Origin of the sequence: Faecalibacterium sp. AF10-46, assembly GCF_003604105.1 — a bacterium.
GTDB lineage: Bacteria > Bacillota > Clostridia > Oscillospirales > Ruminococcaceae > Faecalibacterium > Faecalibacterium taiwanense.
On sequence record NZ_QVGY01000006.1, the window covers coordinates 51,113 to 77,241 of the forward strand.

At 61.6% G+C, this 26,129-nt stretch carries 26 protein-coding genes and 1 riboswitch; of the genes, 25 read left to right on the top strand and 1 reads right to left on the bottom strand.

Annotated features, from left to right (window positions below):
• Window positions 1-25 precede the first annotated feature (25 nt).
• The 21 genes from DWV57_RS08030 to DWV57_RS08130 all read left to right on the top strand — a co-directional run bounded on the left by DWV57_RS08030 (window position 26) and on the right by DWV57_RS08130 (window position 20,366).
• Window positions 26-1,258, top strand: coding sequence for a sirohydrochlorin cobaltochelatase (locus DWV57_RS08030; protein WP_120020473.1), 1,233 nt, complete (start codon window positions 26-28; stop codon window positions 1,256-1,258).
• Window positions 1,259-1,375: 117 nt separating this feature from the next.
• Window positions 1,376-2,227: an iron transporter gene (locus tag DWV57_RS08035; protein WP_120020474.1), complete on the top strand. Its 852-nt coding sequence runs from the start codon at window positions 1,376-1,378 to the stop codon at window positions 2,225-2,227.
• A 107-nt stretch (window positions 2,228-2,334) separates the two neighbouring features.
• Window positions 2,335-3,474 carry an ABC transporter substrate-binding protein gene (locus tag DWV57_RS08040; protein WP_120020475.1) on the top strand — a complete coding sequence of 380 codons (1,140 nt, stop codon included), beginning with the start codon at window positions 2,335-2,337 and terminating at the stop codon, window positions 3,472-3,474.
• 30 nt (window positions 3,475-3,504) lie between these two features.
• Window positions 3,505-4,524, top strand: coding sequence for an iron ABC transporter permease (locus tag DWV57_RS08045; protein ID WP_120020476.1), 1,020 nt, complete (start codon window positions 3,505-3,507; stop codon window positions 4,522-4,524).
• Window positions 4,521-6,473, top strand: coding sequence for a cobalt-precorrin-5B (C(1))-methyltransferase CbiD (gene cbiD / locus DWV57_RS08050; protein ID WP_120020477.1), 1,953 nt, complete (start codon window positions 4,521-4,523; stop codon window positions 6,471-6,473). The genes DWV57_RS08045 and cbiD overlap by 4 nt, the downstream gene beginning before the upstream one ends.
• Window positions 6,461-7,165, top strand: a complete 705-nt coding sequence (cobI, locus tag DWV57_RS08055) for a precorrin-2 C(20)-methyltransferase (RefSeq protein ID WP_120020478.1) — start codon at window positions 6,461-6,463, stop codon at window positions 7,163-7,165. Before cbiD ends, cobI begins: the two co-directional genes overlap by 13 nt.
• 4 nt (window positions 7,166-7,169) lie before the next feature.
• Window positions 7,170-7,931: a precorrin-4 C(11)-methyltransferase gene (gene cobM / locus DWV57_RS08060; protein WP_097775026.1), complete on the top strand. Its 762-nt coding sequence runs from the start codon at window positions 7,170-7,172 to the stop codon at window positions 7,929-7,931.
• Window positions 7,928-8,923 carry a cobalamin biosynthesis protein gene (locus DWV57_RS08065; RefSeq protein ID WP_120020479.1) on the top strand — a complete coding sequence of 332 codons (996 nt, stop codon included), beginning with the start codon at window positions 7,928-7,930 and terminating at the stop codon, window positions 8,921-8,923. Before cobM ends, DWV57_RS08065 begins: the two co-directional genes overlap by 4 nt.
• Complete coding sequence (gene cobJ, locus DWV57_RS08070) at window positions 8,916-9,683, top strand: precorrin-3B C(17)-methyltransferase (protein WP_120020480.1); 768 nt, start codon at window positions 8,916-8,918, stop codon at window positions 9,681-9,683. Before DWV57_RS08065 ends, cobJ begins: the two co-directional genes overlap by 8 nt.
• Entirely contained in the window at window positions 9,680-10,426 is a 747-nt protein-coding gene (gene cobK, locus DWV57_RS08075; RefSeq protein ID WP_120020481.1) for a precorrin-6A reductase, read from the top strand. The genes cobJ and cobK overlap by 4 nt, the downstream gene beginning before the upstream one ends.
• Entirely contained in the window at window positions 10,414-11,610 is a 1,197-nt protein-coding gene (gene cbiE, locus DWV57_RS08080) for a precorrin-6y C5,15-methyltransferase (decarboxylating) subunit CbiE (RefSeq protein ID WP_118528961.1), read from the top strand. Before cobK ends, cbiE begins: the two co-directional genes overlap by 13 nt.
• The gene (locus DWV57_RS08085; protein WP_120020482.1) at window positions 11,607-12,944 is read left to right on the top strand and encodes a cobyrinate a,c-diamide synthase; all 1,338 of its coding nucleotides are present in this window, start codon (window positions 11,607-11,609) and stop codon (window positions 12,942-12,944) included. The genes cbiE and DWV57_RS08085 overlap by 4 nt, the downstream gene beginning before the upstream one ends.
• Before the next feature lie 5 nt (window positions 12,945-12,949).
• Window positions 12,950-14,014, top strand: a complete 1,065-nt coding sequence (gene cobT / locus DWV57_RS08090; RefSeq protein ID WP_165853679.1) for a nicotinate-nucleotide--dimethylbenzimidazole phosphoribosyltransferase — start codon at window positions 12,950-12,952, stop codon at window positions 14,012-14,014.
• Window positions 14,008-14,529: a bifunctional adenosylcobinamide kinase/adenosylcobinamide-phosphate guanylyltransferase gene (locus tag DWV57_RS08095; RefSeq protein WP_118528967.1), complete on the top strand. Its 522-nt coding sequence runs from the start codon at window positions 14,008-14,010 to the stop codon at window positions 14,527-14,529. The genes cobT and DWV57_RS08095 overlap by 7 nt, the downstream gene beginning before the upstream one ends.
• Window positions 14,526-15,278: an adenosylcobinamide-GDP ribazoletransferase gene (locus DWV57_RS08100; protein ID WP_120020484.1), complete on the top strand. Its 753-nt coding sequence runs from the start codon at window positions 14,526-14,528 to the stop codon at window positions 15,276-15,278. The genes DWV57_RS08095 and DWV57_RS08100 overlap by 4 nt, the downstream gene beginning before the upstream one ends.
• Window positions 15,275-15,595, top strand: coding sequence for a bifunctional adenosylcobinamide kinase/adenosylcobinamide-phosphate guanylyltransferase (locus tag DWV57_RS08105; protein WP_097776349.1), 321 nt, complete (start codon window positions 15,275-15,277; stop codon window positions 15,593-15,595). The genes DWV57_RS08100 and DWV57_RS08105 overlap by 4 nt, the downstream gene beginning before the upstream one ends.
• Window positions 15,589-16,185: a histidine phosphatase family protein gene (locus DWV57_RS08110; protein WP_120020485.1), complete on the top strand. Its 597-nt coding sequence runs from the start codon at window positions 15,589-15,591 to the stop codon at window positions 16,183-16,185. The genes DWV57_RS08105 and DWV57_RS08110 overlap by 7 nt, the downstream gene beginning before the upstream one ends.
• A complete protein-coding gene (cbiB, locus tag DWV57_RS08115; RefSeq protein ID WP_120020486.1) occupies window positions 16,185-17,138 on the top strand; it encodes an adenosylcobinamide-phosphate synthase CbiB in 954 nt (317 codons plus the stop codon). The genes DWV57_RS08110 and cbiB overlap by 1 nt, the downstream gene beginning before the upstream one ends.
• Window positions 17,135-18,202: an aminotransferase class I/II-fold pyridoxal phosphate-dependent enzyme gene (locus DWV57_RS08120; protein WP_120020487.1), complete on the top strand. Its 1,068-nt coding sequence runs from the start codon at window positions 17,135-17,137 to the stop codon at window positions 18,200-18,202. The genes cbiB and DWV57_RS08120 overlap by 4 nt, the downstream gene beginning before the upstream one ends.
• Window positions 18,199-19,695: a cobyric acid synthase gene (locus tag DWV57_RS08125; protein ID WP_120020488.1), complete on the top strand. Its 1,497-nt coding sequence runs from the start codon at window positions 18,199-18,201 to the stop codon at window positions 19,693-19,695. The genes DWV57_RS08120 and DWV57_RS08125 overlap by 4 nt, the downstream gene beginning before the upstream one ends.
• On the top strand, window positions 19,692-20,366 hold the full coding sequence (locus tag DWV57_RS08130; protein WP_120020489.1) for a precorrin-8X methylmutase: 675 nt from the start codon (window positions 19,692-19,694) through the stop codon (window positions 20,364-20,366). The genes DWV57_RS08125 and DWV57_RS08130 overlap by 4 nt, the downstream gene beginning before the upstream one ends.
• Before the next feature lie 162 nt (window positions 20,367-20,528).
• Here the strand turns inward: DWV57_RS08130 and DWV57_RS08135 are convergent, their stop codons facing one another.
• Window positions 20,529-21,911 (bottom strand): hypothetical protein, encoded by a 1,383-nt coding sequence (locus tag DWV57_RS08135; RefSeq protein ID WP_120020490.1) that lies wholly within the window; start codon window positions 21,909-21,911, stop codon window positions 20,529-20,531.
• A 187-nt stretch (window positions 21,912-22,098) separates the two neighbouring features.
• Window positions 22,099-22,206: riboswitch (TPP riboswitch) on the top strand.
• Window positions 22,207-22,496: 290 nt separating this feature from the next.
• Here DWV57_RS08135 and thiW point away from each other — a divergent pair.
• The 4 genes from thiW (at window position 22,497) to thiC (ending at window position 25,984) form a co-directional block, all read left to right on the top strand.
• Window positions 22,497-23,012 (top strand): energy coupling factor transporter S component ThiW, encoded by a 516-nt coding sequence (gene thiW, locus DWV57_RS08140; protein WP_120020491.1) that lies wholly within the window; start codon window positions 22,497-22,499, stop codon window positions 23,010-23,012.
• Between the two features lie 15 nt (window positions 23,013-23,027).
• Window positions 23,028-23,849, top strand: coding sequence for a hydroxyethylthiazole kinase (thiM, locus tag DWV57_RS08145; RefSeq protein ID WP_118528983.1), 822 nt, complete (start codon window positions 23,028-23,030; stop codon window positions 23,847-23,849).
• Window positions 23,836-24,471, top strand: a complete 636-nt coding sequence (thiE, locus tag DWV57_RS08150) for a thiamine phosphate synthase (protein WP_097775043.1) — start codon at window positions 23,836-23,838, stop codon at window positions 24,469-24,471. The genes thiM and thiE overlap by 14 nt, the downstream gene beginning before the upstream one ends.
• Window positions 24,472-24,673: 202 nt before the next feature.
• A complete protein-coding gene (gene thiC / locus DWV57_RS08155; protein WP_044953845.1) occupies window positions 24,674-25,984 on the top strand; it encodes a phosphomethylpyrimidine synthase ThiC in 1,311 nt (436 codons plus the stop codon).
• Window positions 25,985-26,129 lie beyond the last annotated feature (145 nt).

Here is a 26,129-nt window from a genome sequence, read left to right on the forward strand (position 1 = left end):
TATCCAGCAGGAAAGGACAAGAACAATGAGAAAGATCGAAACCAAAAAGCTGGCCGCAGCTGTTACGGCTCTGGCTCTGTGCGCCGGCGTGCTCACCGGCTGCGGCGGGGCTGCTTCCAGCACTGCATCCAGCACCGCTGCGTCTTCCGCTTCCAGCGAAGCGAGCAGCGAGGAGGCTGACGAAATGGCAGCAAAGAATGTGGCAGACCTGATAGATGCCATCTATGTGCAGGAGCGCAATGAGGATACCGATGCCCAGTGCGAAGCCGCCAAGGCTGCATGGGATGCCCTGACCGACACCCAGAAGGAACTGGTGGAAGGTGAGAATGCCGACCCCGACTACTTTGGCCGTGACACCGGCGATGCTTCCAAGGACGATGCCCGCAATCAGGACGACATTGGCGACAACGAGCTGCTGGTGGTCTCCTTCGGCACCTCCTTCAACGACAGCCGCGTGAAGGACATCAAGGGCATCGAGGATGCTCTGCAGGCCGCATACCCGGATTGGTCTGTGCGCCGCGCATTCACCGCACAGATCATCATCAACCATGTGCAGGCTCGTGACGGCGAAAAGATCGACAACATGCAGCAGGCCATGGACCGCGCTGTGGAAAACGGCGTGAAGAATCTGGTCGTCCAGCCCACCCACCTGATGCACGGTGCTGAGTACGACGAGATGATGGAAATGATCGACACCTACCGCGACAAGTTTGAATCTGTCGCTGTGGCTGAGCCCCTGCTGGGCGAGGTCGGTTCCGATGCCACCATCATCAATCAGGATAAGGAAGATGTTGCCAAGGCTGTCACCGCTGCTGCCGTGAAGGAAGCCGGCTACGACAGTCTGGATGCCGCTGCTGCGGACAAGGTCGCCTTTGTCTTTATGGGCCACGGCACCTCTCACACCGCAAAGGTGAGCTACAGCCAGATGCAGACCACCATGCAGACTCTGGGCTACGACAATGTGTTCATTGGCACCGTTGAGGGCAAGCCGGAAGAGACTGCCTGCGAGAACGTGATCGAGGCTGTTAAGGCTGCGGGCTACACCAAGGTCATCCTGCGCCCGCTGATGGTGGTTGCCGGCGATCACGCCAACAACGATATGGCCGGTGAGGATGCCGACTCCTGGCTGAGCCAGTTCAAGGCTTCCGGTGCTTTCGACAGCATCGACTGCCAGATCGCTGGTCTGGGTGAGATCGAGGATGTCCAGAACCTGTATGTCGCCCACACCAAGGCGGCGATCGATTCTCTGAACGGTTGATCAAACGAACCCTCTCCGTCTCGCGGCCGCTTTGCGGCATCCGGTGGAGAGGGTTCATTTTTTATCCGAACAATGGTATAATAAAAGCTGATTTTTTATAATGTAGAGGTATTTCCTATGAAACGCGTTTTTTCCTGTGTTGTCGCTGCTTCTCTGGCACTGAGTCTGCTGGTAGGCTGCGGCGCTTCTTCCACGGCATCTTCTGCAGCTTCCAGTGCTGCTTCTTCCGAGGCGGCATCCTCTGTGGCTTCTTCTGCCGCTGAGACCGCCGCTTTGCCGGATGGTGTGTATACCGCCGAGTTTGACACCGACAGCAGCATGTTCCACGCCAACGAAGCCTGCGACGGCAAGGGCACCCTAACCGTGGAGAACGGCCAGATGACCTTCCATGTCAGCCTTGCTTCCACCCACATCGTCAACCTGTATCTGGGCAAGGCTTCCGATGCCGCCGACCACGAGGCCGACTGGCTGCAGCCCACCACAGATACCGTCACCTATGCCGACGGCACCTCGGAGGAGGTGTATGGCTTCGATATCCCGGTTTCTGCTGTGGATACGGACTTTGACCTTGCCATTCTGGGCACCAAGGGCAAGTGGTACGACCATGTCGTCAGCGTGCGCGATGCCGTGGAAAAGGCTGCGGAAGCCGAGACCCCGGCAGACGGCACCTACACCTGTGATGTGACGCTGGAGGGCGGTTCTGGCCGTGCTGCTGTGGACAGCCCCGCCGCGCTGACCGTGGCGGATGGCAAGATGACCGCCACCATCGTGTGGAGCAGCCCCAACTACGACTATATGCTCGTGGACGGCGAGAAGTATCTGCCCACCAACACCGAGGGCAACTCCACCTTTGAAATTCCGGTATCGGCGCTGGATACCGCACTGGATGTCACTGCCGACACCGTTGCCATGAGCACTCCCCACGAGATCGAGTATACGCTGACCTTTGATTCTGCAAGTCTGAAGTGACTCCTCCAGTCACCTTCTTTGGCAAAAAGATAAACTTTACCGTACTGCCAAAGCCTCCCTCTATGAGGGAGGTGGCGCGGCGTAAGCCGTGACGGAAGGAGTTCCCTATGAAGATCACCCGCAACCAATTTCTGAAACTGATCCCCGCTGCGGCGCTGACGCTGACCGGCTGCGGCAGCAAGACTCAACCTGCCAATACGGAAAGTCTTGTTTTCTCCCATCATTACCAGCTGGACTATGCGCAGCAGTTCACAGCGGACTGCTATGAGGGCGGCTATACCATGCTGACCATCGCGGAGTCGGATGCGCGGTTCCTTGTTGTGCCGGAAGATGCTGCGGAGGTGGACAGCCTGCCCGCTGACGTGACTGTGCTGCGCCAGCCGGTGGAGAATATTTATCTGGTCTCCACCTCGGTGATGGATCTGCTTTTGCATCTGGATGCACTGGACAGCGTGGCCTTTTCCGGCACCAAGGCCGAGGGCTGGTATCTGCCCGCGGTGCAGCAGGCCATGGAAGAGGGAAAAATCGCCTACGCCGGCAAGTACAGCGCCCCGGATTACGAGCAGATCCTGGCGGCAGGCTGCCGCCTTGCCATTGAAAATACCATGATCCTGCACACGCCGGAGGTAAAGGAACAGCTGGAGCACTTTGGCATCCCGGTGCTGGTGGAGCGTTCCAGCTACGAGAGCGACCCGCTGGCCCGCATGGAGTGGATCAAGCTTTACGGCATCCTGCTGGGCAGGGAAGAACAGGCCGAGCAGGTGTTTTCCGCGCAGGAGACAGCCGTTCAGCCCATCCTCTCGCAGGAACCCACGGGAAAAAGCTGCGCCTTTTTCTCGCTGACCACCAACAACCTTGCCACTGTGCGCAAGGGCAGTGACTATGTAGCCCGTATGATCGAAATGGCAGGCGGCAGCTATGTCTTTGCGGACCTGACGGACAATGGCAACAGCCTTGCTACCATGAACCTGCCGCTTGAGGACTTCTATGCAGGCGCAAAGGATGCCGACGTGCTCATCTACAACAGCGCCATCGAGGGCATGATCGCATCGGTGAGCCAGCTGACCGAGCGTTTCCCGTTGCTGAACGAGTTCAAAGCGGTGCAGAACGGTCAGGTGTGGTGCACCACCCAGAGCCTGTTCCAGCAGAGCATGGAGCTGGCAGACCTGATCGTGGATATGAACCGGGTGTTTACCAAGGGCACACCTGCCGCCAGTACCCTGAAATTCCTCACCCATGTGGATTAAAGAAGGAAAATTTTACAGAAAGGAAAGCCTATGACCCGTACCAGACGCCTTGCAGCCGCCTATATTGCCCTTGCGGCAGCCGTGGCTGTGCTTTTTGCGCTGAACCTGTTCTGGGGCAGCGTATCCCTTGCACCGGGTGCGGTGCTGACGGCGCTGCTGGGCAAGGGCGGCGATGCGCTTGCGGGGAACATCATCCTGCAGCTGCGCCTGCCCCGCGCGGTCATGGCGGCGCTGTTGGGGGCAGCCCTCAGCGCGGCAGGCTACCTGCTGCAGACTTTTTTTGCAAACCCCATTGCCGGGCCATTTGTTATGGGCGTTTCCAGCGGCGCAAAGCTGGCGGTGGCCCTGACCATGGTGGTGTTTCTGGACCGCGGGATGCTGACCAGCTCGGCCACGATGATCGTGGCTGCCTTTGCGGGGGCCATGGCTGCCATGGCCTTTGTGCTGGCGGTGGCCCGGCGGGTGCAGCGCATGAGCATTCTGGTCATCTGCGGTGTGATGATCGGCTATATCTGCTCCGCCATCACCGATATCGTGGTGGCCTTTGCGCAGGATTCCAACATCGTCAATCTGCACAACTGGTCGCAGGGCAGCTTTTCCGGCGTGACATGGGCCAATGTGCAGGCTGCGGCACTGGTGACGCTGCCTGCGCTGGCGGCATCCTTTCTGCTTTCCAAGCCCATGGCCGCCTACCAGATGGGCGAAGCATATGCCCGCAGCGTGGGCGTGAAGGTCAAGCCTTTCTCGGCAACGCTGGTTCTGCTTTCCAGCCTGCTGGCGGCCTGTGTCACCGCCTTTGCGGGGCCGATCTCCTTTGTAGGCATCGCAGTGCCGCACCTTGTCAAGCAGCTGCTGGGCAGCGCAAAGCCACTGTATGTGCTGCCGGGGTGCTGCTTGGGCGGTGCGGCTTTCTGCCTGTTCTGCGACCTGCTGGCCCGCAGTCTGTTCGCGCCCACGGAGCTGTCCATCAGCTCGGTCACGGCCGTGTTCGGCGCACCGGTGGTCATCTGGCTGCTGGTGCGGCGCAATTCAGAGCGGGAGGGCGCATGATGAACGAAAAAGCACTTTGCACTGCGCGGGAGCTTGCCATTGGCTATGGCAAGACACCGCTGCTCTCGAATATTTGCCTCGGGGTGCAGCCGGGCCAGATCCTGACCCTCATCGGCCCCAACGGCGCAGGCAAATCCACCTTACTGCGCACACTGGCGGGCCAGCTTGCCCCCATGGGCGGCACAGTGCTGCTGGCGGGGAAGGACCTTACTGCCTATACCGGAACGGAGCGAGCCAAAAAGCTGGCTCTCATGGCTCCCCACAGCCGCCGCATGGAGCTGACCACCTGCTTTGACTTTGTTTCGGCGGGGCGCTATCCCTACACCGGACGGCTGGGCATTTTGTCTGCCGAGGACAGGCAGCAGGTGCACAGAGCTTTGGAGCTGGTGGGTGCGGCGCAGCTGGCAGACCGGGATTTTAACCGCATCAGCGACGGCCAGCGCCAGCGCATCCTGCTGGCCCGGGCACTGTGCCAGCAGCCGGAAGTGATTCTGCTGGACGAGCCGACCTCTTTTCTGGATATCAAGGGCAAGATCGAGCTGCTCACCATTTTAAAGGAGCTGGCCCATACCGGTCAGCTGGCGGTGATCCTGAGCCTGCACGAGCTGGAATTGGCCGAAAAAATAGCGGACACGGTGGTGTGCGTTTCGCCCGCAGGTGTTTCCGGCGTGCTGACCCCGGAACAGGCGTTTCAGCCGGAGAACATCCGCGCCCTGTACGGCCTGACCGAACAGCAGTACACGGCTTTGTTCGGCACACCGGAGCCGGAAGCCGAAAAGGCACCCGCCGGAAAGCCGCAGTTTGAGCATTACGTCCGCAGCGGGCAGAAGCTGCTGCGCTGCGGCTATACCACCGGCACCTGTGCCGCGCTGGGGGCTGCCGGGGCGGCGCGTCTGCTGCTGACCGGCCGCGAACCGGAAACGGTGGCTCTGCGCACGCCCAAGGGCATTGTGGTGGAGGTGGCTCCCCTCTGGTGCCGCAGCACGGACACAGGTGCCGCATGTGCCATCCGCAAGGACGGCGGCGACGATGTGGATGTGACCACGGGCCTGCCGGTGATTGCATCGGTGGTGCTGGAACCGGATGCCCCCGGCGTACGCATCCTTGGCGGCGAGGGGGTGGGCCGGGTGACGAAGCCCGGCCTTGACCAGCCCGTAGGCGAAGCCGCCATCAACCATGTGCCCCGCCAGATGATTGCCGAAGCGCTGGAACGGGAAGCTGAAAATGCTGCCTACACCGGCGGCTTTGCGGTGACCATCTCTGTGGAAGGCGGTGCCGAGACGGCAAAGCGCACCTTCAACCCGCACATCGGGGTGGAGGGCGGGCTTTCCATTCTGGGCACCAGCGGCATCGTGGAGCCCATGAGCCAGCAGGCCATTCTGGATACCATCCAGCTGGAAATGAATCAGGCCGCACTGCGCGCAAAAAATGCCCCAGGCCCCCGGCGGCTGGTGCTGGCCCCCGGCAACTACGGGCTGGATTATCTGGCCAGCGCTCTGCCGCAGTTCGAACGGTTCCCGGTGGTCAAGACCTCCAACTTCATCGGGGATACGCTGGATATGGCTGCCACGGCCAAATTTGAGGAAGTGCTTCTGGTAGGCCACGTGGGCAAGCTCTGCAAGCTGGCGGCAGGGGTCATGAACACCCACTCCCACACGGCGGATGGCCGCGCTGAAGTGTTTTGCGCCCATGCGGCGCTGTGCGGTGCCGCGCATGAGGTGTGCGCCGCCCTGATGGATGCCGCCACCACCGATGCCTGCCTTGACATTCTGGACGGCGCACAGCTGCGTGCACCGGTGCTGGAAAGCATCCTTGCCGCCATCCAGATGCATCTGGAGCGACGGGCAGGCGGGGCCTTCCGGGTGGGCGCGGTGCTGTTCTCCAACCAGCACGGCCCGCTGGGCGAGACAAAAACGGCAAAGGAGCTGATGCGGGAATGGCAGAACTGAAAGGCACATTTTACGGTGTCAGCGTCGGCCCCGGCGACCCGGAGCTGATGACGCTGCAGGCTGTGCGGCTCATCCGGCAGTGCCCGGTGATGGCCGCGCCGCAGACTGCTTCCGGCCAGATGCTGGCGCTGGACATCGCCCGCAGTGCGCTGGGAGAAGCGCTGGACGGCAAGACCATCGTCCCGCTGTACTTTGCCATGAGCCGTGACCCGGCCGCGCTGGCGGCTTCGCACGAAAAAGCAGCCGCCGCGGTGCGGCAGTATCTGGATGCCGGGCAGGACGTTGCCATGCTGAACATCGGTGATGTTTCCATCTATGCCACCTTTGGTTACCTGCAGGAGATCTTGCAGGCCGAGGGTTATGCCACCGTCATGGCGGCAGGCGTGCCCAGCTTTTGTGCGGCGGCGGCGCGGCTGAATGTGCCGCTGACCGGCGGCATGGATACGCCGCTTACCATTGCGCCCGGCGGCTGGACAGACCGCGTGCTGGAAATGCCCGGCACCAAGGTATTGATGAAAGCCGGCAGGCAATTGCCTGTCTTATTGGATACCCTGCAGCAGGCAGATAAGCTGAAAAAAAGCGCACTTGTGTGCAACTGCGGTCTGCCGGACGAGCGGGTCTACCCGGATCTTTCCCTTGAGCGGCCACAGGAACAGGCCGGTTATTTTGCCACCGTTTTGGTAAAGGAGTAACGTTATGGTACATTTTGTTGGTGCAGGCCCCGGCGCACCGGACCTCATCACCCGGCGGGGCGCGGCCCTGCTTCAGAAAGCCGACTGCATCATCTATGCGGGCAGTCTGGTGAACCCGGCCCTGCTGGGCCTTGCAAAGGCAGACTGCGCCATTTATAACAGCGCTGAAATGACGCTGGAGCAGGTGCTGGATGTGATGCGGCAGATGGAAGCTGCGGGTAAGATCACCGTGCGCCTGCACACCGGCGACCCCTGCCTTTACGGTGCCATCCGGGAGCAGATGGATGTGCTGGACGCCGAGGGCATTCCCTACGATGATACCCCCGGTGTTTCCAGCTTCTGCGGTGCAGCGGCGGCACTGAATGCCGAGTACACGCTGCCCACCGTGAGCCAGACCGTCATCATCACCCGCATGGAGGGCCGCACCCCGGTGCCGGAAAAAGAAAAGCTGGCAAGCCTTGCCGCCCACGGGGCAACGATGGTCATTTTCCTATCCATCGGCCTTGTGGACAAAGTACAGCAGGCGCTTCTGGCAGGCGGTGCCTATACGCCGGATACCCCGGCAGCGGTGGTGTATAAGGCCACATGGCCGGAAGAAAAAACGGTGCGCTGCACCGTAGGTACGCTGGCGGAAAGCGTTCATGCAGCGGGCATCACCAAAACGGCGCTCATCGTGGCAGGCGGCTTTCTGGGCCGGAATTATGAGCGCAGCAAGCTCTACGACCCGGCCTTTACCACCGAGTTCCGCAAGGGGACAGACCAGTGACCCGCGCCTATCTGGCCTTTACGGCAAAGGGCCTTGCACTGGCCCAAAAACTGGCGGCGGCATATCCCGGCAGTGTGACCCGCTGCGGCCATGAAGCCGGGCAGGTGCACCTTGCCGATTGGACGGCCTGCCAGTTTGCCGGGAGCGATGCCCTTGTTTTTGTAGGTGCTGTGGGCATTGCGGTGCGGGCCATTGCGCCCCACTGCCAAAGCAAGGCGCAGGACCCTGCCGTTGTGGTGCTGGACGAGTGCGGCCGCTTTGCCGTGCCCATCCTCTCAGGCCACCTGGGCGGTGCCAACGACCTTGCCCGGGCGTTTGCCGCTGTGTGCGGTGCGGTGCCGGTGATCACCACAGCCACCGACGCAAACGGTGTGTTTGCGGTGGACGAGTGGGCAAAGCACCAGAACTGCACCGTGCTGGAGCCGGAGCGCATCAAGCTTGTCAGCGGTGCACTGCTGGCGGGCAAAACGGTGCAGTTTGCATCCGACTGGCCCATTGCGGGTGCACCGCCTGATGGGATCACGGCGGGAGATGACCCGGACTTTGCCCTCACCCTCTGCCCGGCGGGGGATGCGCTGCATCTGGTGCCGCGCATCGGCGTGCTGGGCGTGGGCTGCAAACGCGGCACCAGCGCCGCAACGCTGGCCGAAGCCTTTGCAGCTTTCTGTGCCCAGAACTGCCTTGCGCCGCAATGCATCACGGCGGCGGCAAGCATCGACTTAAAACAAAACGAGACGGGCCTGCTGACCTTCTGTAAGAGCCACAGCTGGCCGGTGCAGTTTTTCACAGCGGAACAGCTGCGTGCCGCTCCCGGCAGCTTTACGCCTTCGGCCTTTGTACAGAGCGTTACCGGCGTGGATAACGTCTGTGAACGGTCGGCAGTGCTGGCCGCAGGCGGGACACTCGTTTTTCACAAATATGCCTATACCGGCGTGACCTTTGCGCTGGCCGTGCGGCCCTATGCCCCGGACTGGAGGTGGCAGAATGTTTGACCCGATGGAATTTGAAATCGACGAACCGGAAAAGGTAGTCTACGTGGTGGGCATTGGCCCCGGAGATGTTTACTACCTGACGCAGGAAGCCCAGACCGTTCTGGAACACGCAGATGCCATCTGCGGCTATAAACTTTATCTTGACCTGATCGAGCCGGAGTTCCCATGTGAGGAATATTATTCCACCGGCATGACGCAGGAGATCGACCGCTGCCGCTGGGCGCTGGAAAAGGCGGATACCGGCAGGCGCGTGGTGATGGTGTGCAGCGGCGACGCAGGTGTTTACGGCATGGCCAGCCCTGTGCTGGAACTGGCGCAGGATTACCCGGACGTTGCCGTAGAAGTGGTGCCCGGCCTTACGGCCGCCCTCAGCGGCGGGGCTGTGCTGGGCGCGCCGCTGGCCCACGATTTCTGCGTGATCTCCCTTTCTGACCGGCTCACCCCGTGGGAGGTCATCGAAAAGCGGCTGACCTGCGCAGCGCAGGGGGATTTCTGCGCTGCACTCTATAATCCTTCCTCCAAGGGCAGGCCGGACTACCTGCAAAAGGCGGTGCGCATCCTGCGCGCAAACGGCAAGGCGGATGATACCGTCTGCGGCCTTGTGCGCAACATTGGCCGCGAGGGCCAGAGCGCCCGGGTGCTGACGCTGGCCGAGCTGGAAAACACGCCGGTGGATATGTTCACCACCGTGTATATCGGCAACAGCAATACCCGCGCCCTTTCGGGCCGGATGGTCACGCCGCGGGGGTACCGTAAGTGAAGGCGGTCGTGTTCAGCGGCACCACCGAGGGACGTCGCTTTTCCAAAAAGCTGGCAGAGCTTGGCGTTGCGGTAACGGTGTGCGTGGCAACGCCGCTGGGTGCCGAGGAGCAGGGCGAAATGGCGGGCATCACGGTGCACGCCGGGCGGCTGCAGCCGGATGCCATGGCGGCATTGCTGGCGGGAGCTGATCTCTGCGTGGATGCCACCCACCCTTATGCAGTGGATGCCACCAGGAACATCCGCGCTGCAGCGGTGCAGGCGGGCGTGGAATACCGCCGCCTGCTGCGTGCGCAAAGCCCCTTGCCGCCCGGCTGTGCGGTGTTTGAAACAGCAGCGCAGGCTGCAGAATATCTGGCAGGGACAGAGGGCAATATCCTGCTTGCCACCGGTGCCAAGGAGCTGGCTGTGTTTGCCGGGCTGGAACCGGCGCGGCTTTACCCGCGCGTCCTGCCCACGACGGAGGGCATTGCCGCCTGTGAAGCGGCCAATGTCCCGCACCGGAACATCATTGCCATGCAGGGGCCGTTCAGTCTGGCGCTGAATAAGGCGTTGATAACACAGTTCCAGATCCGGTACCTCGTCACCAAGGACGGCGGCGCAGCGGGCGGCTTTGCCGAGAAGGTGCAGGCCGCTGCCGATACCGGCGCACAGCTGGTGGTGCTGCGCCGCCCGCCGGAAACTGGCGAGACGGAAACACAAATTTTAGCGTATTGCAAGGAGATTTTGCAATGGTCACACTGATCGGCATGGGCAGCGGAAAATGGGAAGCCCTTTCGGCGCAGGCGCAGCAGGCTGTGCGCAGCGCGGGCCTTGTGTTCGGTGCAAAGCGGCTGCTGGCGGGCCTGCCTGCAGACTGCACGGCCCGGCAGTTCGCGCTCTACCAGCCCGCTGACATTCTGGAAACACTGGCACAAAACCCCGGGCAGGATGCTGCCGTGCTTTACAGCGGCGATACCGGATTTTACTCCGGTGCGTCCGGTCTGCTCACGCCGCTGCGGGCGCTGGGCATCCCCGCGCGGGTGTATCCGGGCGTTTCCAGCATCCAGCTGCTTTCAGCGGCGCTGGGCCGACCGTGGCAGGACTGGAAGCTGGTTTCGGCCCATGGCTGCGCCTGCGACCCGGTGGCCGAGTGCATGATGAACCGTTCGGTGTTCTTCCTCACCGGCGGCACTGAAACGCCCGCCTCTCTGTGCCAGAAGCTGACCGATGCCGGTATGGGCGAAGCCCACGGCGTGGTGGGCGAAAACCTTGGCACCGAGGCGGAAGCCATCCGCTACGGCTCTGCTGCAGAGCTGGCGGGGCAGAGCTTTGCACCACTCAGCGTGCTTCTGGTGGAAAACTTTGATCTGCCGCAGCTGCGTGCGCCGGGCTTCCCGGACGAAAGCTTCATCCGGAGCGAGGTGCCCATGACCAAGCAGGAGGTGCGCGCTGCTGCGCTGGCAAAGCTGGCGGTAATGCCCACCGACACTCTGTGGGATGTGGGCGCAGGCACCGGCAGTGTGAGCGTGGAGCTTGCGCTGGCGGCACCCAAAGGCCGCGTTTACGCCGTGGAGTGTGAACCGGATGCCTGTGAACTGATCCGTAAAAACCGGGCAAAGTTCCATGCTTGCAACCTCATCCTCATCGAGGGCCGCGCACCGGATGTTCTGGCAGACCTGCCTGCACCGGATGCCGTGTTCATCGGCGGCACCAAAGGCGGCATGGAAGCCGTGCTGGATGAAGTGCTCGGCAAGAATCCGAACGCACGCATCTGCATTTCGGCCATTGCGCTGGAAACGCTGGGCGCTGCCATTGCCGCCCTCACGGCTCGGGGCCTGACCGCAGAGGTAACGCAGATCGCCGTCAGCCGCACAAAACCGGCGGGCCGACTGCACCTGCTCATGGCCAATAACCCCATCTTCCTCATTACGGGTACACGCAAATGATGCAATTCCTCATCGCCGCGCCTTCTTCCGGCAGCGGCAAGACCACTGTTGCCTGCGCAGTGCTGGCGGCGCTAAAAAAGCGCGGGGCCGACCCCTGTGCGTTCAAAAGCGGGCCGGACTACATCGACCCCATGTTCCACCGCTCGGCTCTGCAGGTGGACAGCCACAATCTGGATCTGTTTCTTTCCAACAGGGATATGGTGCGGGCCATTTTTGCCCGCTATGCCGCCGGGCATGGTGCCGCCGTGTGCGAGGGCGCTATGGGCTTTTATGATGGTCAGGGCCTGACCACCCGTGCCAGCGCTTGGGAACTGGCGGATACGCTGGGCCTGCCGGTGCTGCTGGTGGTACAGCCCAAGGGTGCCAGCGTGACGCTGGCCGCGCAAATTCAGGGCCTTGTGAACTTCCGCAAAAACAGCCATGTTTCGGGCATCCTGCTCAATGATTGTTCCGAAAAGCTGTATAAAATGCTCAAGGCCCTGCTGGAAAGGGAGACCGGCCTGCCGGTGCTGGGTTATCTGCCCCATTTGCCGCAGGCAGCGGTAGAAAGCCGACACCTCGGCCTGAAGACTGCAGATGAAATTGCCGACCTGCAGGAAAAGATCGCCCTGCTGGCCGATGCACTGGTACTGGATTGGCAGCGCCTTGCCGTGCTGACCGAAAAGCCTGCGCCGGAAGCTTTGCCGGGAGCAGCTGCACCCACATCCGTCCGCATTGCGGTGGCAAAGGACGAGGCGTTCTGCTTTACCTATGCCGAAACGCTGGACGCACTGCGGGATGCCGGGGCGGAGCTTGTGCTTTTCAGCCCGGTGCAGGATGCGGTTTTGCCGGAAAATATAGGCGGGCTGTATCTGCCCGGCGGCTACCCGGAGCTGTACGCCAAAACTCTGAGTGAAAACAAAACCATGATGGCTTCCATCCGGCAGGCCGTGCAGGCGGGCCTGCCCACAGCGGCCGAATGCGGCGGCTTTTTGTATCTGGGCCGGAGCCTTGAGGATGCCGACGGTAAGGCGTGGCCCATGGCAGACGTTCTGCCGGGCGATGGCATCCGGGTGGGAAGGCTGGTGCGCTTTGGCTATGCCGAAATGACCGCCAAGGCGGACAGTATGCTCTTCTGCGCCGGAGAAACGCTGCCCATCCACGAATTCCACCACTGGGATTCCACCGCAAACGGCACTGCATTTACTGCCTGCAAAAACGAAAAAATGCAGTGGGAATGCGGCTTTGCAAACGAGAATTTCTATGCGGGGTTCCCGCATTTATACTGGGCGGGCACGCCCCTGCCGGGCCGCTTTGTGCGCGCGGCAGAACGATACAGCAAAACAAAAGGATGACCAAAATGACCGAAACGGAACTGAATGCACTTTTGGCGGGTATCACCCCGGCCAACGAAGCCGCCCGTGCGGCGGCACACGCCCACTGGGCCAGCCTTGCAAAGCCTCTGGGCGGGTTGGGCCGGCTGGAGACCATGCTGGAGGATGCCGCCGCCCTTACCGGCAGTGCGGAGCTTGATCTTTCCCGCCGGGTGGTGGTGGTGCTCTGCGCGGATAACGGCGTAGTGGCGCAGGGCGTGAGCCAGACCGGGCAGGAAGTGACCCGTGCCGTGGCCGAAAACCTTGCCATGCGGCGCACCAGTGTGTGCCAGATGGCCCGCACGGCCCACTGCGATGTTCTGCCCGTGGATATGGGCATGGCAGGCGAACCGGTGCCCGGCGTGCGCAGCTGCCGCATTGCCGCAGGCACGGCGGATTTTACCCAAGGCCCTGCCATGAGCCGGGCCGAGGCCGTGCAGGCCGTTGGGGAGGGCATTGCCCTTGCCCGGGAACTGGCAGAGGATGGCTACAGGCTCATCGCCACCGGTGAAATGGGCATTGGCAATACCACCACCTCCAGCGCGGTGGCGGCGGTGCTGCTGGGCCAGCCCGTGGAGCTTATGACCGGGCGCGGTGCGGGCCTCTCGGACGAAGGGCTTGCCCGCAAGGTGGATGCCATCTGCCGCGGCATCCTTTGCAATGAGCCGGACCCGGAAGACGCATTGGATGTTCTTGCAAAGCTTGGCGGCTTTGATATCGCGGGCCTGTGCGGTGTGTTTCTGGGCGGTGCACTGGCCGGTGTGCCGGTGCTGGCAGATGGCTTTATCAGCGGAGTGGCCGCGCTGTGCGCCGTGCGGCTGTGCCCGGCGGCGGCAAAGGCTGTGTTTGCAAGCCACTGCTCGGCAGAGCCTGCCGCGCGCATCGTGCTGGAAGCACTGGGCAAGGCACCCATCATTACGGCGGGGCTGCATCTGGGCGAGGGCACCGGCGCGGTGGCCAGCATCCCGCTGTGGGATATGGCGCTGGCCGTATACGGCGGGTGCTACTCCTTTGCGGAGGGCGGCATTGCGCCGTATACGCCCCAATGTTGACGCTGGTTCTGGGCGGCGCGGCCAGCGGCAAAAGTGAATACGCCGAGAGCCTTGTGCTCAGGACCACCGGCCCCCGCTACTATCTTGCCACCATGCAGGTGTGGGATGCCGAGTGTGCCGCCCGGGTGGAAAAGCACCGCAAAATGCGGGCCGCAAAGCAGTTTGAAACGGTGGAGTGTCCCTTGCATCTGGGCAATGTGCGCCTGCCTGCGCGGGGCACCGCCTTGCTGGAAGACCTTGGCAACCTTGCCGCCAACGAGCTGTACGACCCGGCGGGAGCAGGGGAAAACGCGGCCAAAGCCATCCTGCACGGGCTGGAAAGCCTTGCCGCCCAGTGCGAAAACCTGCTCGTGGTCTCCAACGAGGTGTTCAGCGGCGGGGCCGACTATGCCGGTGACACAGACCGCTATCTGCTGGCACTGGCGCAGGTGAACAATGCCTTTGCCGCCCGGGCAGATGCGGTGGTGCGGGTGGTATGCGGCATCCCCGTGTACTATAAAGGAGTGGAAAAATGATCGTTTTGCAGACCATCGCGGTGGCCTTTGCCATGTTTTCGGCCATCCCGGTGCCGCAGTTCGAATGGAACGAAAAGAATATGCGTTATGCCATGTGCGCCTTCCCGCTCATTGGTGTCGTTATTGGTGCGGCGTGGTGTGTGTGTGGCACGCTGCCTCTGCCGGGCCTTGCAAAGGCGGCGGGCTTTGCGCTGATCCCGGTATGGATCACCGGCGGCATCCATCTGGACGGCTATGCCGACACCTGCGATGCCCTTTCCAGCTACGGCGACCGAGAAAAGAAGCTGGAAATATTAAAAGACCCCCACTGCGGTGCCTTTGCGGTCATCCGGCTGTGCAGCTATTTTCTGGCCTATTTTGCCCTGTGCACCTGTGTGAGTTTTACACCCCGCGTGGGTGTGCTGTGGGTTCTGGCACTGGTGCTGGAACGGGCGCTTTCGGGCCTTGCGGTGGCATCGTTCCCCATGGCAAAAAACACCGGTCTTGCACACACCTTTGCCACTGCAGCAGACAAAACTGTGGTGCGCCGAGTGCTGGCGGTGCTGGCCGCAGTGCTGTGCGCGGGTATGGCGGCGCTGGGCGGCTGGGCGCTGGTGCTGGCAGCGCTGGCGGTGCTCTGGCGCTACCATGCCGTGAGCCGGAAGCAGTTCGGCGGCATCACCGGCGACCTTGCCGGGTGGTTTTTGCAAAAGGCCGAGCTCTGGATGCTGGCGGCGCTGTGTGCCTGCCAGTGGGGAGGGCTGCTATGATCTTTATTACCGGGCCGCTCTACAGCGGCAAGCGCACCTTTGCGCAAACACTTCCCGGCAAGCGTCTTTCGGACGTGCAGGTATTGGCTGCCGATGCCGCCGATCTGCCTGCCTTGGCAGACAAGCTTGCCCATGAATACGATATCCTCATCGCCACCGAGGTAGGCGGCGGTGTTGTGCCGATGGATGCCAAACAGCGCGCAGACCGCGAGGCGGCGGGCAGACTTGCCTGCCTGCTGGCCGCACGGGCCGAATGCGTTGTGCAGATGTTCTGCGGCATCCCAACGGTTTTGAAAGGAGAATTGTCTCAATGCTGATCTATCTTTTGCGTCATGGCCAGACGGAATACAACGCCCAGAAGCGTTATCAGGGCCAGCGCGATATCCCGCTCTCACCCGAAGGCGCTGCCCAGCTGCGCCGGGCAGATTTTGACCCCGATGTGGTCTATGTTTCCACCCTGCAGCGCACCAGCCAGACGGCGCGCATCCTGTTCCCGGAGGCAAAGCTTGTGCCGGTGGACGGCCTGAAAGAGATGTGCTTTGGCAGCTTTGAGGGCCGCAATTTCATCGAGATGGAAAAGGACCCCGAGTATCAGGCATGGGTGAAGGCCAACTGCGAAAGCCCCTGCCCGGATGGAGAGCGCAAGACGGATTTCTCAGACCGCATCTGCCGCACCGTGGCAGAGCTGATCGATAAAGCTCTTGCCGCAGGCGAAGAGCGGCTGGTCATTCTGGCCCACGGCGGAACCCAGATGGCCGCCATGGAACGGTTTGCCGTCCCCCACAGGGACTATTATGCGTGGTGCGGGCCCAACGCGGGCGGCTTTGTGCTGGATGCAAAGGACTGGCAGACGAAGCACGTTTTGCATCTCATCAAGACGGTGCAGTATACAAAGGGGGCCGAGTGATGGTCCTGTGGGCTGTGCTGGGCGGTTTTGTGCTGGACGCGCTCTTCGGAGACCCGGCGTGGCTGCCGCACCCGGTGGTGCTCATGGGCAGATGCATCTCCCGGCTGGAAAAGTTCCTGCGTGTCCGCCTGCCCGGCACCCCGCAGGGCGAGCTGCTGGGCGGTGCCGTGACGGCGTTCTGCCTGCCGGTGGGCACCTTTCTGGTCACGAGCCTTGTGTGTCTGGCGGCGGCAAAGCTCAGCCCATGGCTGGGCCTTGCCGTACAGATGTTCTGGTGCGGGCAGGCGCTGGCGGCAAGGGGCCTTGCGCAGGAGAGCACAAATGTGTATATCGAGCTGGTCCGGAACGACCTGCCCGCTGCTCGCAAAGCCGTGAGCCGCATCGTGGGCCGCGACACCCAGAACCTGACCGCAGAGGGTGTGACCAAAGCTGCGGTGGAAACGGTGGCCGAAAATGCCAGCGACGGCGTCATTGCGCCGCTGCTGTATATGCTCATCGGCGGGGCACCGCTGGCGCTGACCTACAAGGCTATCAATACCATGGACAGCATGCTGGGCTACAAAAACGAGAAGTATCTTTACTTTGGCCGCGCAGCCGCGAAGCTGGACGACCTTGCCAACTACATCCCCAGCCGCCTTGCCGCCCTTTTGTGGGTGGCCGCTGCGGCCTTTACCGGCAACGATGCCAAGGGCGCATGGCACATCTGGCGGCGGGACCGGTGCAACCACGCCAGCCCCAACAGCGCCCAGACCGAAAGCGCCTGCGCCGGTGCACTGGGCGTGCAGCTGGCCGGCCCGGCTTACTATTTTGGCGAATATTACCCCAAGCCCACCATCGGTGATGCCCTGCGCCCCATTGAGCCGCAGGACATCCTGCGCGCCAACCGCATGATGTATGTGGCAAGCGGCTTTGCGCTGGCATGGGGTGCAGCAATACGGGGGTTCCTTGCATGAAACAATTGCCCCATGGCGGCGACTGGGCGGGCTACCGCGCCGAGTTTGGCCGCGACCCGCTGGATTTTTCGGCCAATGTCAGCCCGCTGGGTCTGCCCGGGGGCGTGGCAAAGGCCATTACGGCAGCGCTTGCCACGGCCGACCGCTACCCCGACCCGCTGTGCCGGGCCCTGCGTGAAAAACTGGCGGTGGCTGAGGGAGTGCCCGCCGAATGGCTGCTGTGCGGCAACGGCGCGGCAGACCTCATCTTCCGGCTGGCGCTGGCCGAAAAGCCCCGCACCGCCCTTGTGACGGCACCCACCTTCGCCGAGTACGCCACGGCACTGGGAACTGTGGACTGCAGGGTGGAACGGCATTTTTTGCGGGAAGAAAACGATTTTGCGGTGACGAAGGATCTCCTGAACGCGGTGCACCCGGGTACAAATATGGTGTTCCTCTGTCAGCCCAACAACCCCACCGGCCAGCTGGCAGAGCCTGCCCTTGTGGAAGCGCTGCTGCACAGATGCGAAGCCGTGGGTGCGGTGCTGGCCGTGGACGAATGCTTTCTGGATTTTCTGCCGGAGGGCGAAGGCCTTTCGGCAAAGCATCTGCTGAAAAACAGCAAAAAACTGATTATTTTAAAAGCCTTCACCAAGCTTTACGGCATGGCAGGCGTGCGTCTGGGCTATTGCCTGTGCTCTGATACAGAGCTGCTTGCCCGGATGCGGGCAGCGGGCCAGCCGTGGGCGGTTTCCAGTCTGGCACAGGCGGCGGGCATTGCTGCGCTGGATGAGACGGAATATGTGGCGAAGGTGCGTGCATTGATCGAAGCACAGCGGCCTGTGCTGGCAGACGGCCTGCGGGCGCTGGGCCTGCGGGTGATCGAGGGCCGGGCTAACTATCTGCTGTTCCGCGCGCCGGAAGCGCTGGGCGAAGCGCTGCGCCGCAAGGGTGCGGTACTGCGCAGCTGCGGCAATTATCCGGGCCTTGATGCCAGCTGGTACCGCACCGCCGTGCGCACAGAAAACGAGAACCGGCAGCTGCTTGCACTGCTGGCCGAAACCCTGCCGGAGGTGGCGCAATGAGCAAAGCAAAATGCATTATGGTGCAGGGCACCATGAGCGGTGCGGGCAAAAGCCTGCTGTGCGCGGCGCTGTGCCGCATCTTTGCGCAGGATGGCTACCGCGTGGCCCCTTTCAAAAGCCAGAACATGGCCCTGAACAGCTTCGTCACCCGCAACGGTGCAGAGATGGGCCGTGCTCAGGTGGTGCAGGCACAGGCTGCAGGCGTGGAGCCGGATGTGCGCATGAACCCCATCCTGCTCAAGCCCAGCAGCGATGTGGGCAGTCAGGTGATCGTGAACGGCAAGGCCCGGGGCCAGATGCCTGCCGCCGCCTACTTTAAAATGAAGCGCAGCCTTATCCCGGACATTCTGGAAGCCTACAACAGCCTTGCCGCTGAGAACGACATTATCGTGATCGAAGGCGCGGGCAGCCCGGCGGAGATCAACCTGAAAGCCGACGATATCGTGAACATGGGCCTTGCAAAGCTGGTGGATGCGCCGGTGCTGCTGGCGGGCGATATCGACCGGGGCGGCGTATTCGCCCAGCTGTACGGCACTGTGGAGCTGCTGGAAGCCGACGAGCGTGCCCGCATCAGGGGCCTCATCATCAACAAGTTCCGGGGCGATGTGGAGATCCTGCGGCCCGGCCTTGCCATGCTGGAAGAAAAAACGCAGCTGCCCGTACTGGGCGTAGTGCCGTACCTGCGGGTGGAGATCGAGGACGAGGACTCCCTCTCCGACCGGCTGGATACAAAAGCTGCGGTCAAGCCGCTGGATATCGCCATCCTGCGCCTGCCGCATGTGTCCAACTTCACCGACTTTATCCCGCTGGAGCAGCACCCGCTGCTGGGTGTGCGGTATGTGCAGCGCACCCGCCAGCTGGGTGCACCGGATCTCGTCATCCTGCCCGGCACCAAGAACACCATGGACGACCTGCGCTGGCTGCGGGAAAGCGGACTGGAAGCGGCGGTGCTCAGGCTTTCGGCAGCCGGTACGCCGGTGCTGGGCGTGTGCGGCGGCTATCAGATGCTGGGCGAACAGCTCTGCGACCCGGCAGGGGAGGAGAGCGGCACCCCCTGCACCCTGCGGGGCCTTGGCCTGCTGCCCACCACGACGGTGTTCGGCACCGAAAAGCACCTGACCCAGACCGCAGCCCGCGCTGCCGCAGTTCCTTTTGCCGGGGCAGCTCTCACGGGCTACGAGATCCACGCAGGCCGCACCGAGGTGCGGGGCAGTGCGTTCTGCATCCTTGCAGACGGCACGCCGGAGGGCTGTGTGCAGGACGGTGTATTCGGTACCTACCTGCACGGCCTGTTCGACACCGGCGAACTGACCGAAAAACTGACCGCATTTTTGTGCAAACGGAAGGGCATCGATCCGGCCGGGGCCGAGCTTATCCCCATGGAGCAGTACCGTCAGCAGCAGTTTGATCTGCTTGCCGATGGTGTGCGTGCGGCACTGGATATGCCCGCCATCTATGCCGCCATGGGAATGCAAAAAGGAGACAACACATGACACCGCAGCATCATCTGCCCGCCGACATTGAACGGACGAGCATCTCCATTATCACAAGGGAACTGGACGAGCTGGGCCTGACCCCGCCGCCGGAGACGGCTGCGGTGGTCAAGCGGGTCATCCACACCACCGCGGATTTCGACTATGCCAAAAATCTGCGCTTTACACCCGGCGCGGTGGAAGCCGCAGTCAAGGCCCTGCACGCGGGTGCTTTCATCGTTACCGACACCAATATGGCGCTGGCGGGCATCACAAAGCCGGGCCTGAAAAAACTGAACGGTGAAGCCATCTGCTACATGGCAGACCCCGCTGTGGCCGAAGCCGCAAAGCAGGCGGGCACCACCCGTGCCGTTGCCGCCATGCACCGCGCTGCCCGGGAGCACCCGGGGGCCATTCTGGCCATTGGCAATGCGCCCACGGCCCTTTTGACCATTGCGGAGGAAATGGAAGCCGGTCTGCGGCCTGCACTGGTCATTGGCGTGCCGGTGGGGTTTGTGAATGTGGTGGAAAGCAAGGAAGTACTGTTTGCCGCCTGCGAGCGATACGGCGTGCCTGCCATCGCCGCCATGGGCCGCAAGGGCGGCAGCAATGTGGCTGCAGCCATCTGCAACGCCCTCATTTACTCTGCCGCCGAAATGCTGGATCCCGCAGCAAGAGGGTGGAAAGGATAAGGCGGAAACAGCATAATATCAAAAACCCGGAACCCTTTTTGAGCCGTTTTGGCCGAGAAAAGGTTCCGGGTTTTGTTCATGATTTTTTCAGAGAGATATTTTGCAACAGCCCCATTTTCACGGAAAAGGTCCGAACCGAGCACGGCATCCACACTGCCGGCATCAGGCTGCGGGGAACGTCTTGTTCCACACTTCGATCACCTTGAACTTCGGGGTCCAGCCTTCGGGCTCAAAGCGGTCGCCCTTGGCAGCCATGGTGCCTTGCTCGGTGCACCACTGTGCGGCCTTGGCCATATCAGGGTCGGTCACATCCGCAAAGGCGGGTGCGCCTGCGGGTTCGGGCCTGCCTGCGGTGTTCCACACCAGCAGAGCCAGCTGGCCGCGGTTTGCGGGGATGGCTGCGCCCTCGGGCAGGAGGCTGTGCAGGATCACGCGGGTGGCGATCTCGTAGCCGCCCCAGATGGCTGCACCGCCAACGGCCACGGCGGCAATGGTACCGCCTGTGGTATCAGGTTCCACGCCGAAGTCTTCATCAAGAGGTTCGTCCGGGTCGATGGGCTGATACGGGTCAAGCGAGCTGGCCGACCACTGAGCGACCAGTTCCACCGGGCCATTGGGCATTTTAAAGGTAAAGGTTGTGCTGGTGCTTTTGTTTGTCTCTGTCCAGCCGCCCTCCGGCTCTTCGGGTGCAGTGCCGGTGGAGTTCCACTTCTCAAACTCCATCCAGTAGCCGTCTTTCAGGGTGGTAGCCACTGTCACCGTTTCGCCTTCCTTGATCCAAAGGCTGCTGAGTGGTTCGCCGTTGATGGTCACACTGCCCAGCCTGTCGTTGATGGATACCTTGTACAGCTGGTCCCGCTGTGCTTCCAGCGTCACATTGCCGTAAGGCATTTTAAAGGTGAACTCCGGGCTGGTCTGCCAGCCGTCATCCGGCTCTACGGGTGCTTTGCCGGTATACGTCCACTGCAGGAAGGGGTTCTCCTCCGTGCTCTCGGCCCGGACGGTGACCGGCTGGCCCGGCTTCACGATCTTTTTGGATGTGCCGGTGTCGCCGGTTCCGTCCACGATGGTGCCGTGTGTGACGTTGACATCGTACAGGGTCGTCCTGTGTGCCACCAGGAGCACTATGTCGGACGGCATGGTGAAGCTGAAGCTCGGCTTGTGCTCCCAGCCTTCCTCCGGGTCTACAAGAGTCGTGTAGCTCTGCCACTGATCAAATTCGTGGTGGTCGTTGATGAAACCATCCACAAGCTTTACGGTAACGCGGACGCCTGCCGGTGCCTGATAGACCTGCTTACCGTCCACAAAGAACTCGGCTTTACTCTTATCTTCATACAGGTGATATGTCTCCCGATACGCTGCGCTCAGGCTCACGTTGCCCTCAGGCATCTTAAGGTCCGTTGTTGTCCCGCCTTTTGTAAGCGTGATCATCGCCGCGCTTCCTATTTCCGGTTCTGCCGCCAGTGCCGGTGCGCACACGCTCAGCACCATGCACAGCGCCACGAGGGCTGAGAGCAGCCTTTGGGTCAGGGTCGTCTGCTTCATACGGAATTCCTCCTTTTTGCTTACGGGGGGGGGTATGCGTCCACCTTGAAAATACCATATTTCACCTTCTTTTTCAATAAAACCTGCGTGAAACGCCCCAAAAACTGCGTGAAAAACGTTTTGCACCGCTGTGCGCGCCTTTGCCCCCTCTTGCAATTTGTGCGCAAAGGGTGTAGAATACAATCACAATCAAATACAGGGGAGCTTGTGAAGCAGGCTGAGAGGAAGTACCCAAACTTCGACCCTTTTACCTGATGCGGATAATGCCGCCGTAGGAAGTCAGAATGGATGATTTTTTGCAGGAGGCACCGCGGAAGGTGTCTCCTGTTTTTTGTTGTGCACCTATTACCATTAAGGAGGATGCCTTGTACTTTTCTGCGGAAGTGCCGCAGCGGGCTGAGGGGGAGCGCCCTGAGCTTTGTGACCGTCAGCGATGGGAAGCCGTGTTCCGGCGTGAGAGGAGACCAGAAAGTCTCGACCGCTTCTTATAGTTCCTGCGCCGGGTCTGGCACCGGGTGCGGGCTGTTTGCGGAGGCGCTGTATGGTTTTTGCTGCTTCCGCAGGTTTGGAAAGGAGCCTTGCCTTATGAAAAAACTCTCTGTGAAAAAGCTGGCGCTGGCCGGCATGCTGTGTGCTCTGTGCGTGGTGGGCAGCGTATTCAGCTTCCCCATGTTCGGCAGCAAATGTGCACCCATCCAGCACATGGTCAATGTGACCTGCGCGGTGCTGCTTGGCCCGTGGTGGGGCGTGGGCGTGGCCTTTGTGGCCTCGCTGCTGCGCAATCTGCTGGGTCTGGGCAGCCTGATGGCCTTCCCCGGCAGCATGTTCGGCGCACTGCTGTGCGGCCTTGTGTACCATAAGACCAAAAACATCCTTGCCACCATGGTGGGCGAGGTGTTCGGCACCAGCATTCTGGGCGGCCTGTGCGCTTACCCGGTGGCCATCTTCCTCATGGGCAAGAGCGCTGGCGATATCGCGTTCTATGCCTACATCGTGCCGTTCCTCATCTCCACTGCAGTGGGTTCCATCATTGCGGGCGTGCTGGTGTACAGCCTGCAGCGCTCCGGCGCACTGCGCTCCATGCAGCAGAGCCTTTCTTAACGAAGGTGCGTGCAAATGTTTAAAACAGAGTTTGAAAATGTCCGCCGCACCTGCCCGCTCATCCATAACATTACCAACTACGTCACCGTGAACGACTGCGCCAACATGGTGCTGGCCTGCGGTGCTTCGCCCATCATGGCCGACGATGCCGCCGAGGTGGAGGACATCACCACCATCTGCGGCGGTCTGAACATCAACATCGGCACCCTGAACAGCCGCACCATCACCAGCATGCTGCTGGCGGGCAAAAAGGCAAACCAGCTGGGCCATCCTGTGGTGCTGGACCCGGTGGGTGCGGGTGCATCCCGTCTGCGCACCGACACGGCTTTCCGCCTGCTCAGGGACGTAAAGTTCACCGTGATCCGCGGCAACATCTCGGAGATCAAAACGCTGGCCTCCGGCGCGGGAACCACCAAGGGCGTGGATGCCGATGTGGCCGATAAAGTTACTGAGGCCAATCTGGATTCTGCCGTGGCCTTTGCCAAGGCCTTTGCAGCCCAGACGGGTGCCGTTATTGCCATTACCGGTGCCATCGACATCGTGGCCGATGCCCACACCGCCTACTGCATCCGCAACGGCAATGCCATGATGAGCAGCATCACCGGTACGGGCTGCCAGCTTTCGGCCCTGACGGCGGCGTTCGTCACCGCCAACCCCGGCCATCCGCTGGAAGCCGCTGCAGCCGCAGTGTGCGCCATGGGCCTTGCGGGCGAGACCGCCCACAAGCGCCTGACCCCGCTGGACGGCAACTCCACCTACCGCAATTATATCATCGATGCCATTTACAATATGACCCCGGATCAGCTGGAAGAAGGAGCAAACTATGAAGTGCGATAAGCAGAACATGCTTCTGTATGCCGTCACCGACCGCGCATGGGTGGGCAAACAGACCCTCTATGAACAGGTGGAGAGCGCCCTGAAGGGCGGTGTCACCTGTGTGCAGCTGCGTGAAAAAGAGCTGGACGACGAAGCCTTTCTGAAAGAGGCTGTGGAGATCCATGCTCTGTGCCAGCGCTACGGCGTGCCGTTCTTTGTGAACGACAACGTGGACATTGCCATCCGCTGCCACGCCGAGGGCGTGCACGTGGGGCAGGAGGATATGGCCGCAGCGCAGGTGCGCGCCCGTGTGGGCGAGGGAATGATGATCGGCGTTTCCGTCCACAGTGTGGAGGAAGCACGGGAAGCCGTCAAGCACGGCGCAGACTGCCTTGGCGTGGGCGCGGCCTTTGCCACCCACACCAAGACCGATGTGGATGTTCTGCCCCACGAGACCCTGAAGGCCATCTGTGATGCCGTGGACATCCCGGTGGTGGCCATTGGCGGCATCCACAAGGAGAACATCCTGCAGCTCAAGGGCACCGGTGTGGATGGCGTGGCCCTTGTGAGCGCCATCTTTGCAGCAGACGACATCGAGACCGAGTGCAAAGAGTTGAAAGCCCTGTCGGAGCAGATCATCTGACCGATCCCGCGGCAAACCGGGGACACCACCTTGGGCCGCGTTATAAAATTCATGGAGAAAATCAACATGAAAAGCGTATTTTGCGCAGGTGCCGGCATCCAGAACGTTCTGTTTTTTCTGAATGACGGCTGCCTTTCCCTACCCTTGTATGACCAGCACCCTGCTGTTCAGAGATAAACTGTCATTTGGAGGAACAGAGCGTATGCAGACTTATACCACTCAGATGGATGCTGCCCGCAAGGGCATCATCACGCCGCAGATGGAGATCGTGGCTAAAAAAGAGTATCGCACCACCGAGGAGATCCGCCAGTGGGTGGCCGAAGGCAAGGTAGCCATTCCGGCCAACAAGCACCACGAGTGTTTAAACCCCGAGGGTGTCGGCTCCATGCTGCGCACCAAGATCAACGTGAACCTTGGTGTCTCCCGCGACTGCAAGGACTACAACGTGGAGATGCAGAAGGTGATGAGCGCCGTCAACATGGGTGCGGAAGCCATTATGGATCTTTCCAGCCACGGCAACACCCAGCCCTTCCGCCAGAAGCTGACCCACGAGTGCCCGGTGATGATCGGCACTGTGCCGGTGTACGATTCGGTCATCCACTACCAGCGCGATCTGGCTGAGCTGACCGCACAGGACTTCATCGATGTGGTGCGCCTGCATGCAGAGGACGGTGTGGACTTTGTTACCCTGCACTGCGGCATCACCCGCAAGACCATCGAGCAGATCCGCAAGCACAAGCGCAAGATGAACATTGTCAGCCGCGGTGGCTCTCTGGTGTTTGCATGGATGAGCATGACCGGCAACGAGAACCCCTTCTACGAGCACTTTGACGAGATCTGCGAGATCTGCGCCGAGCATGATGTGACCATCTCGCTGGGCGACGCCTGCCGTCCCGGCTGTCTGGCCGACGCCACCGATGTGTGCCAGATCGAGGAGCTGGTGCGTCTGGGTGAGCTGACCAAGCGCGCATGGGCACACAACGTGCAGGTGATGGTGGAAGGCCCCGGTCATGTGCCCCTGAATCAGGTGGCTGCCAACATGGAGGTGCAGAAGAGCATCTGCATGGGCGCACCCTTCTATGTGCTGGGACCCCTCGTCACCGATATCGCCCCCGGTTACGACCACATCACCGCTGCCATCGGCGGCGCTGTGGCTGCAGCCAGCGGTGCAGCTTTCCTGTGCTATGTGACCCCCGCCGAGCATCTGGCTCTGCCCAATGTGGACGATGTGAAGCAGGGCATCGTGGCCTCCAAGATCGCTGCCCACGCCGCCGATATCGCCAAGGGCATCCCCCACGCCCGGGACATCGACGATAAGATGGGCGATGCCCGCCGTGTGCTGGACTGGGATGCACAGTTCGCCTGCGCACTGGACCCGGAGACCGCAAAGGCCATCCGAGATGCCCGTCTGCCGGAGGACGACCACAGCGACACCTGCAGCATGTGCGGCAAGTTCTGTGCCGTGCGCAGCATGAACAAGGCGCTGGCCGGTGAGTACATCGACATTCTGTAAAAATCTTCTGTTTTGCGCGCAGCAGCGTGCATCTTCCTCCGCCGCCCGGTATGACCGCCGGGCGGCTTTTTTATTATCGATTATTTCTATCAATTTTTTAGAATTTACAATTCTTCTGTACTGTACTATAATAAAGTCAACAACT

Coding starts and splice junctions, on each gene's coding strand:
- thiC (WP_044953845.1), top strand. CDS start 24,674: ATGCAGACTTATACCACTCAGATGGATGCTGCCCGCAAGGGCATCATC.
- DWV57_RS08105 (WP_097776349.1), top strand. CDS start 15,275: ATGATCTTTATTACCGGGCCGCTCTACAGCGGCAAGCGCACCTTTGCG.
- DWV57_RS08120 (WP_120020487.1), top strand. CDS start 17,135: ATGAAACAATTGCCCCATGGCGGCGACTGGGCGGGCTACCGCGCCGAG.
- thiM (WP_118528983.1), top strand. CDS start 23,028: ATGTTTAAAACAGAGTTTGAAAATGTCCGCCGCACCTGCCCGCTCATC.
- DWV57_RS08110 (WP_120020485.1), top strand. CDS start 15,589: ATGCTGATCTATCTTTTGCGTCATGGCCAGACGGAATACAACGCCCAG.
- DWV57_RS08130 (WP_120020489.1), top strand. CDS start 19,692: ATGACACCGCAGCATCATCTGCCCGCCGACATTGAACGGACGAGCATC.
- cbiE (WP_118528961.1), top strand. CDS start 10,414: ATGGTCACACTGATCGGCATGGGCAGCGGAAAATGGGAAGCCCTTTCG.
- thiE (WP_097775043.1), top strand. CDS start 23,836: ATGAAGTGCGATAAGCAGAACATGCTTCTGTATGCCGTCACCGACCGC.
- DWV57_RS08040 (WP_120020475.1), top strand. CDS start 2,335: ATGAAGATCACCCGCAACCAATTTCTGAAACTGATCCCCGCTGCGGCG.
- cbiB (WP_120020486.1), top strand. CDS start 16,185: ATGGTCCTGTGGGCTGTGCTGGGCGGTTTTGTGCTGGACGCGCTCTTC.
- cobT (WP_165853679.1), top strand. CDS start 12,950: ATGACCGAAACGGAACTGAATGCACTTTTGGCGGGTATCACCCCGGCC.
- cobI (WP_120020478.1), top strand. CDS start 6,461: ATGGCAGAACTGAAAGGCACATTTTACGGTGTCAGCGTCGGCCCCGGC.
- DWV57_RS08135 (WP_120020490.1), bottom strand. CDS start 21,911: ATGAAGCAGACGACCCTGACCCAAAGGCTGCTCTCAGCCCTCGTGGCG.
- DWV57_RS08030 (WP_120020473.1), top strand. CDS start 26: ATGAGAAAGATCGAAACCAAAAAGCTGGCCGCAGCTGTTACGGCTCTG.
- DWV57_RS08085 (WP_120020482.1), top strand. CDS start 11,607: ATGATGCAATTCCTCATCGCCGCGCCTTCTTCCGGCAGCGGCAAGACC.
- DWV57_RS08045 (WP_120020476.1), top strand. CDS start 3,505: ATGACCCGTACCAGACGCCTTGCAGCCGCCTATATTGCCCTTGCGGCA.
- DWV57_RS08095 (WP_118528967.1), top strand. CDS start 14,008: ATGTTGACGCTGGTTCTGGGCGGCGCGGCCAGCGGCAAAAGTGAATAC.
- thiW (WP_120020491.1), top strand. CDS start 22,497: ATGAAAAAACTCTCTGTGAAAAAGCTGGCGCTGGCCGGCATGCTGTGT.
- DWV57_RS08035 (WP_120020474.1), top strand. CDS start 1,376: ATGAAACGCGTTTTTTCCTGTGTTGTCGCTGCTTCTCTGGCACTGAGT.
- DWV57_RS08100 (WP_120020484.1), top strand. CDS start 14,526: ATGATCGTTTTGCAGACCATCGCGGTGGCCTTTGCCATGTTTTCGGCC.
- cobM (WP_097775026.1), top strand. CDS start 7,170: ATGGTACATTTTGTTGGTGCAGGCCCCGGCGCACCGGACCTCATCACC.
- DWV57_RS08125 (WP_120020488.1), top strand. CDS start 18,199: ATGAGCAAAGCAAAATGCATTATGGTGCAGGGCACCATGAGCGGTGCG.
- cobJ (WP_120020480.1), top strand. CDS start 8,916: ATGTTTGACCCGATGGAATTTGAAATCGACGAACCGGAAAAGGTAGTC.
- cbiD (WP_120020477.1), top strand. CDS start 4,521: ATGATGAACGAAAAAGCACTTTGCACTGCGCGGGAGCTTGCCATTGGC.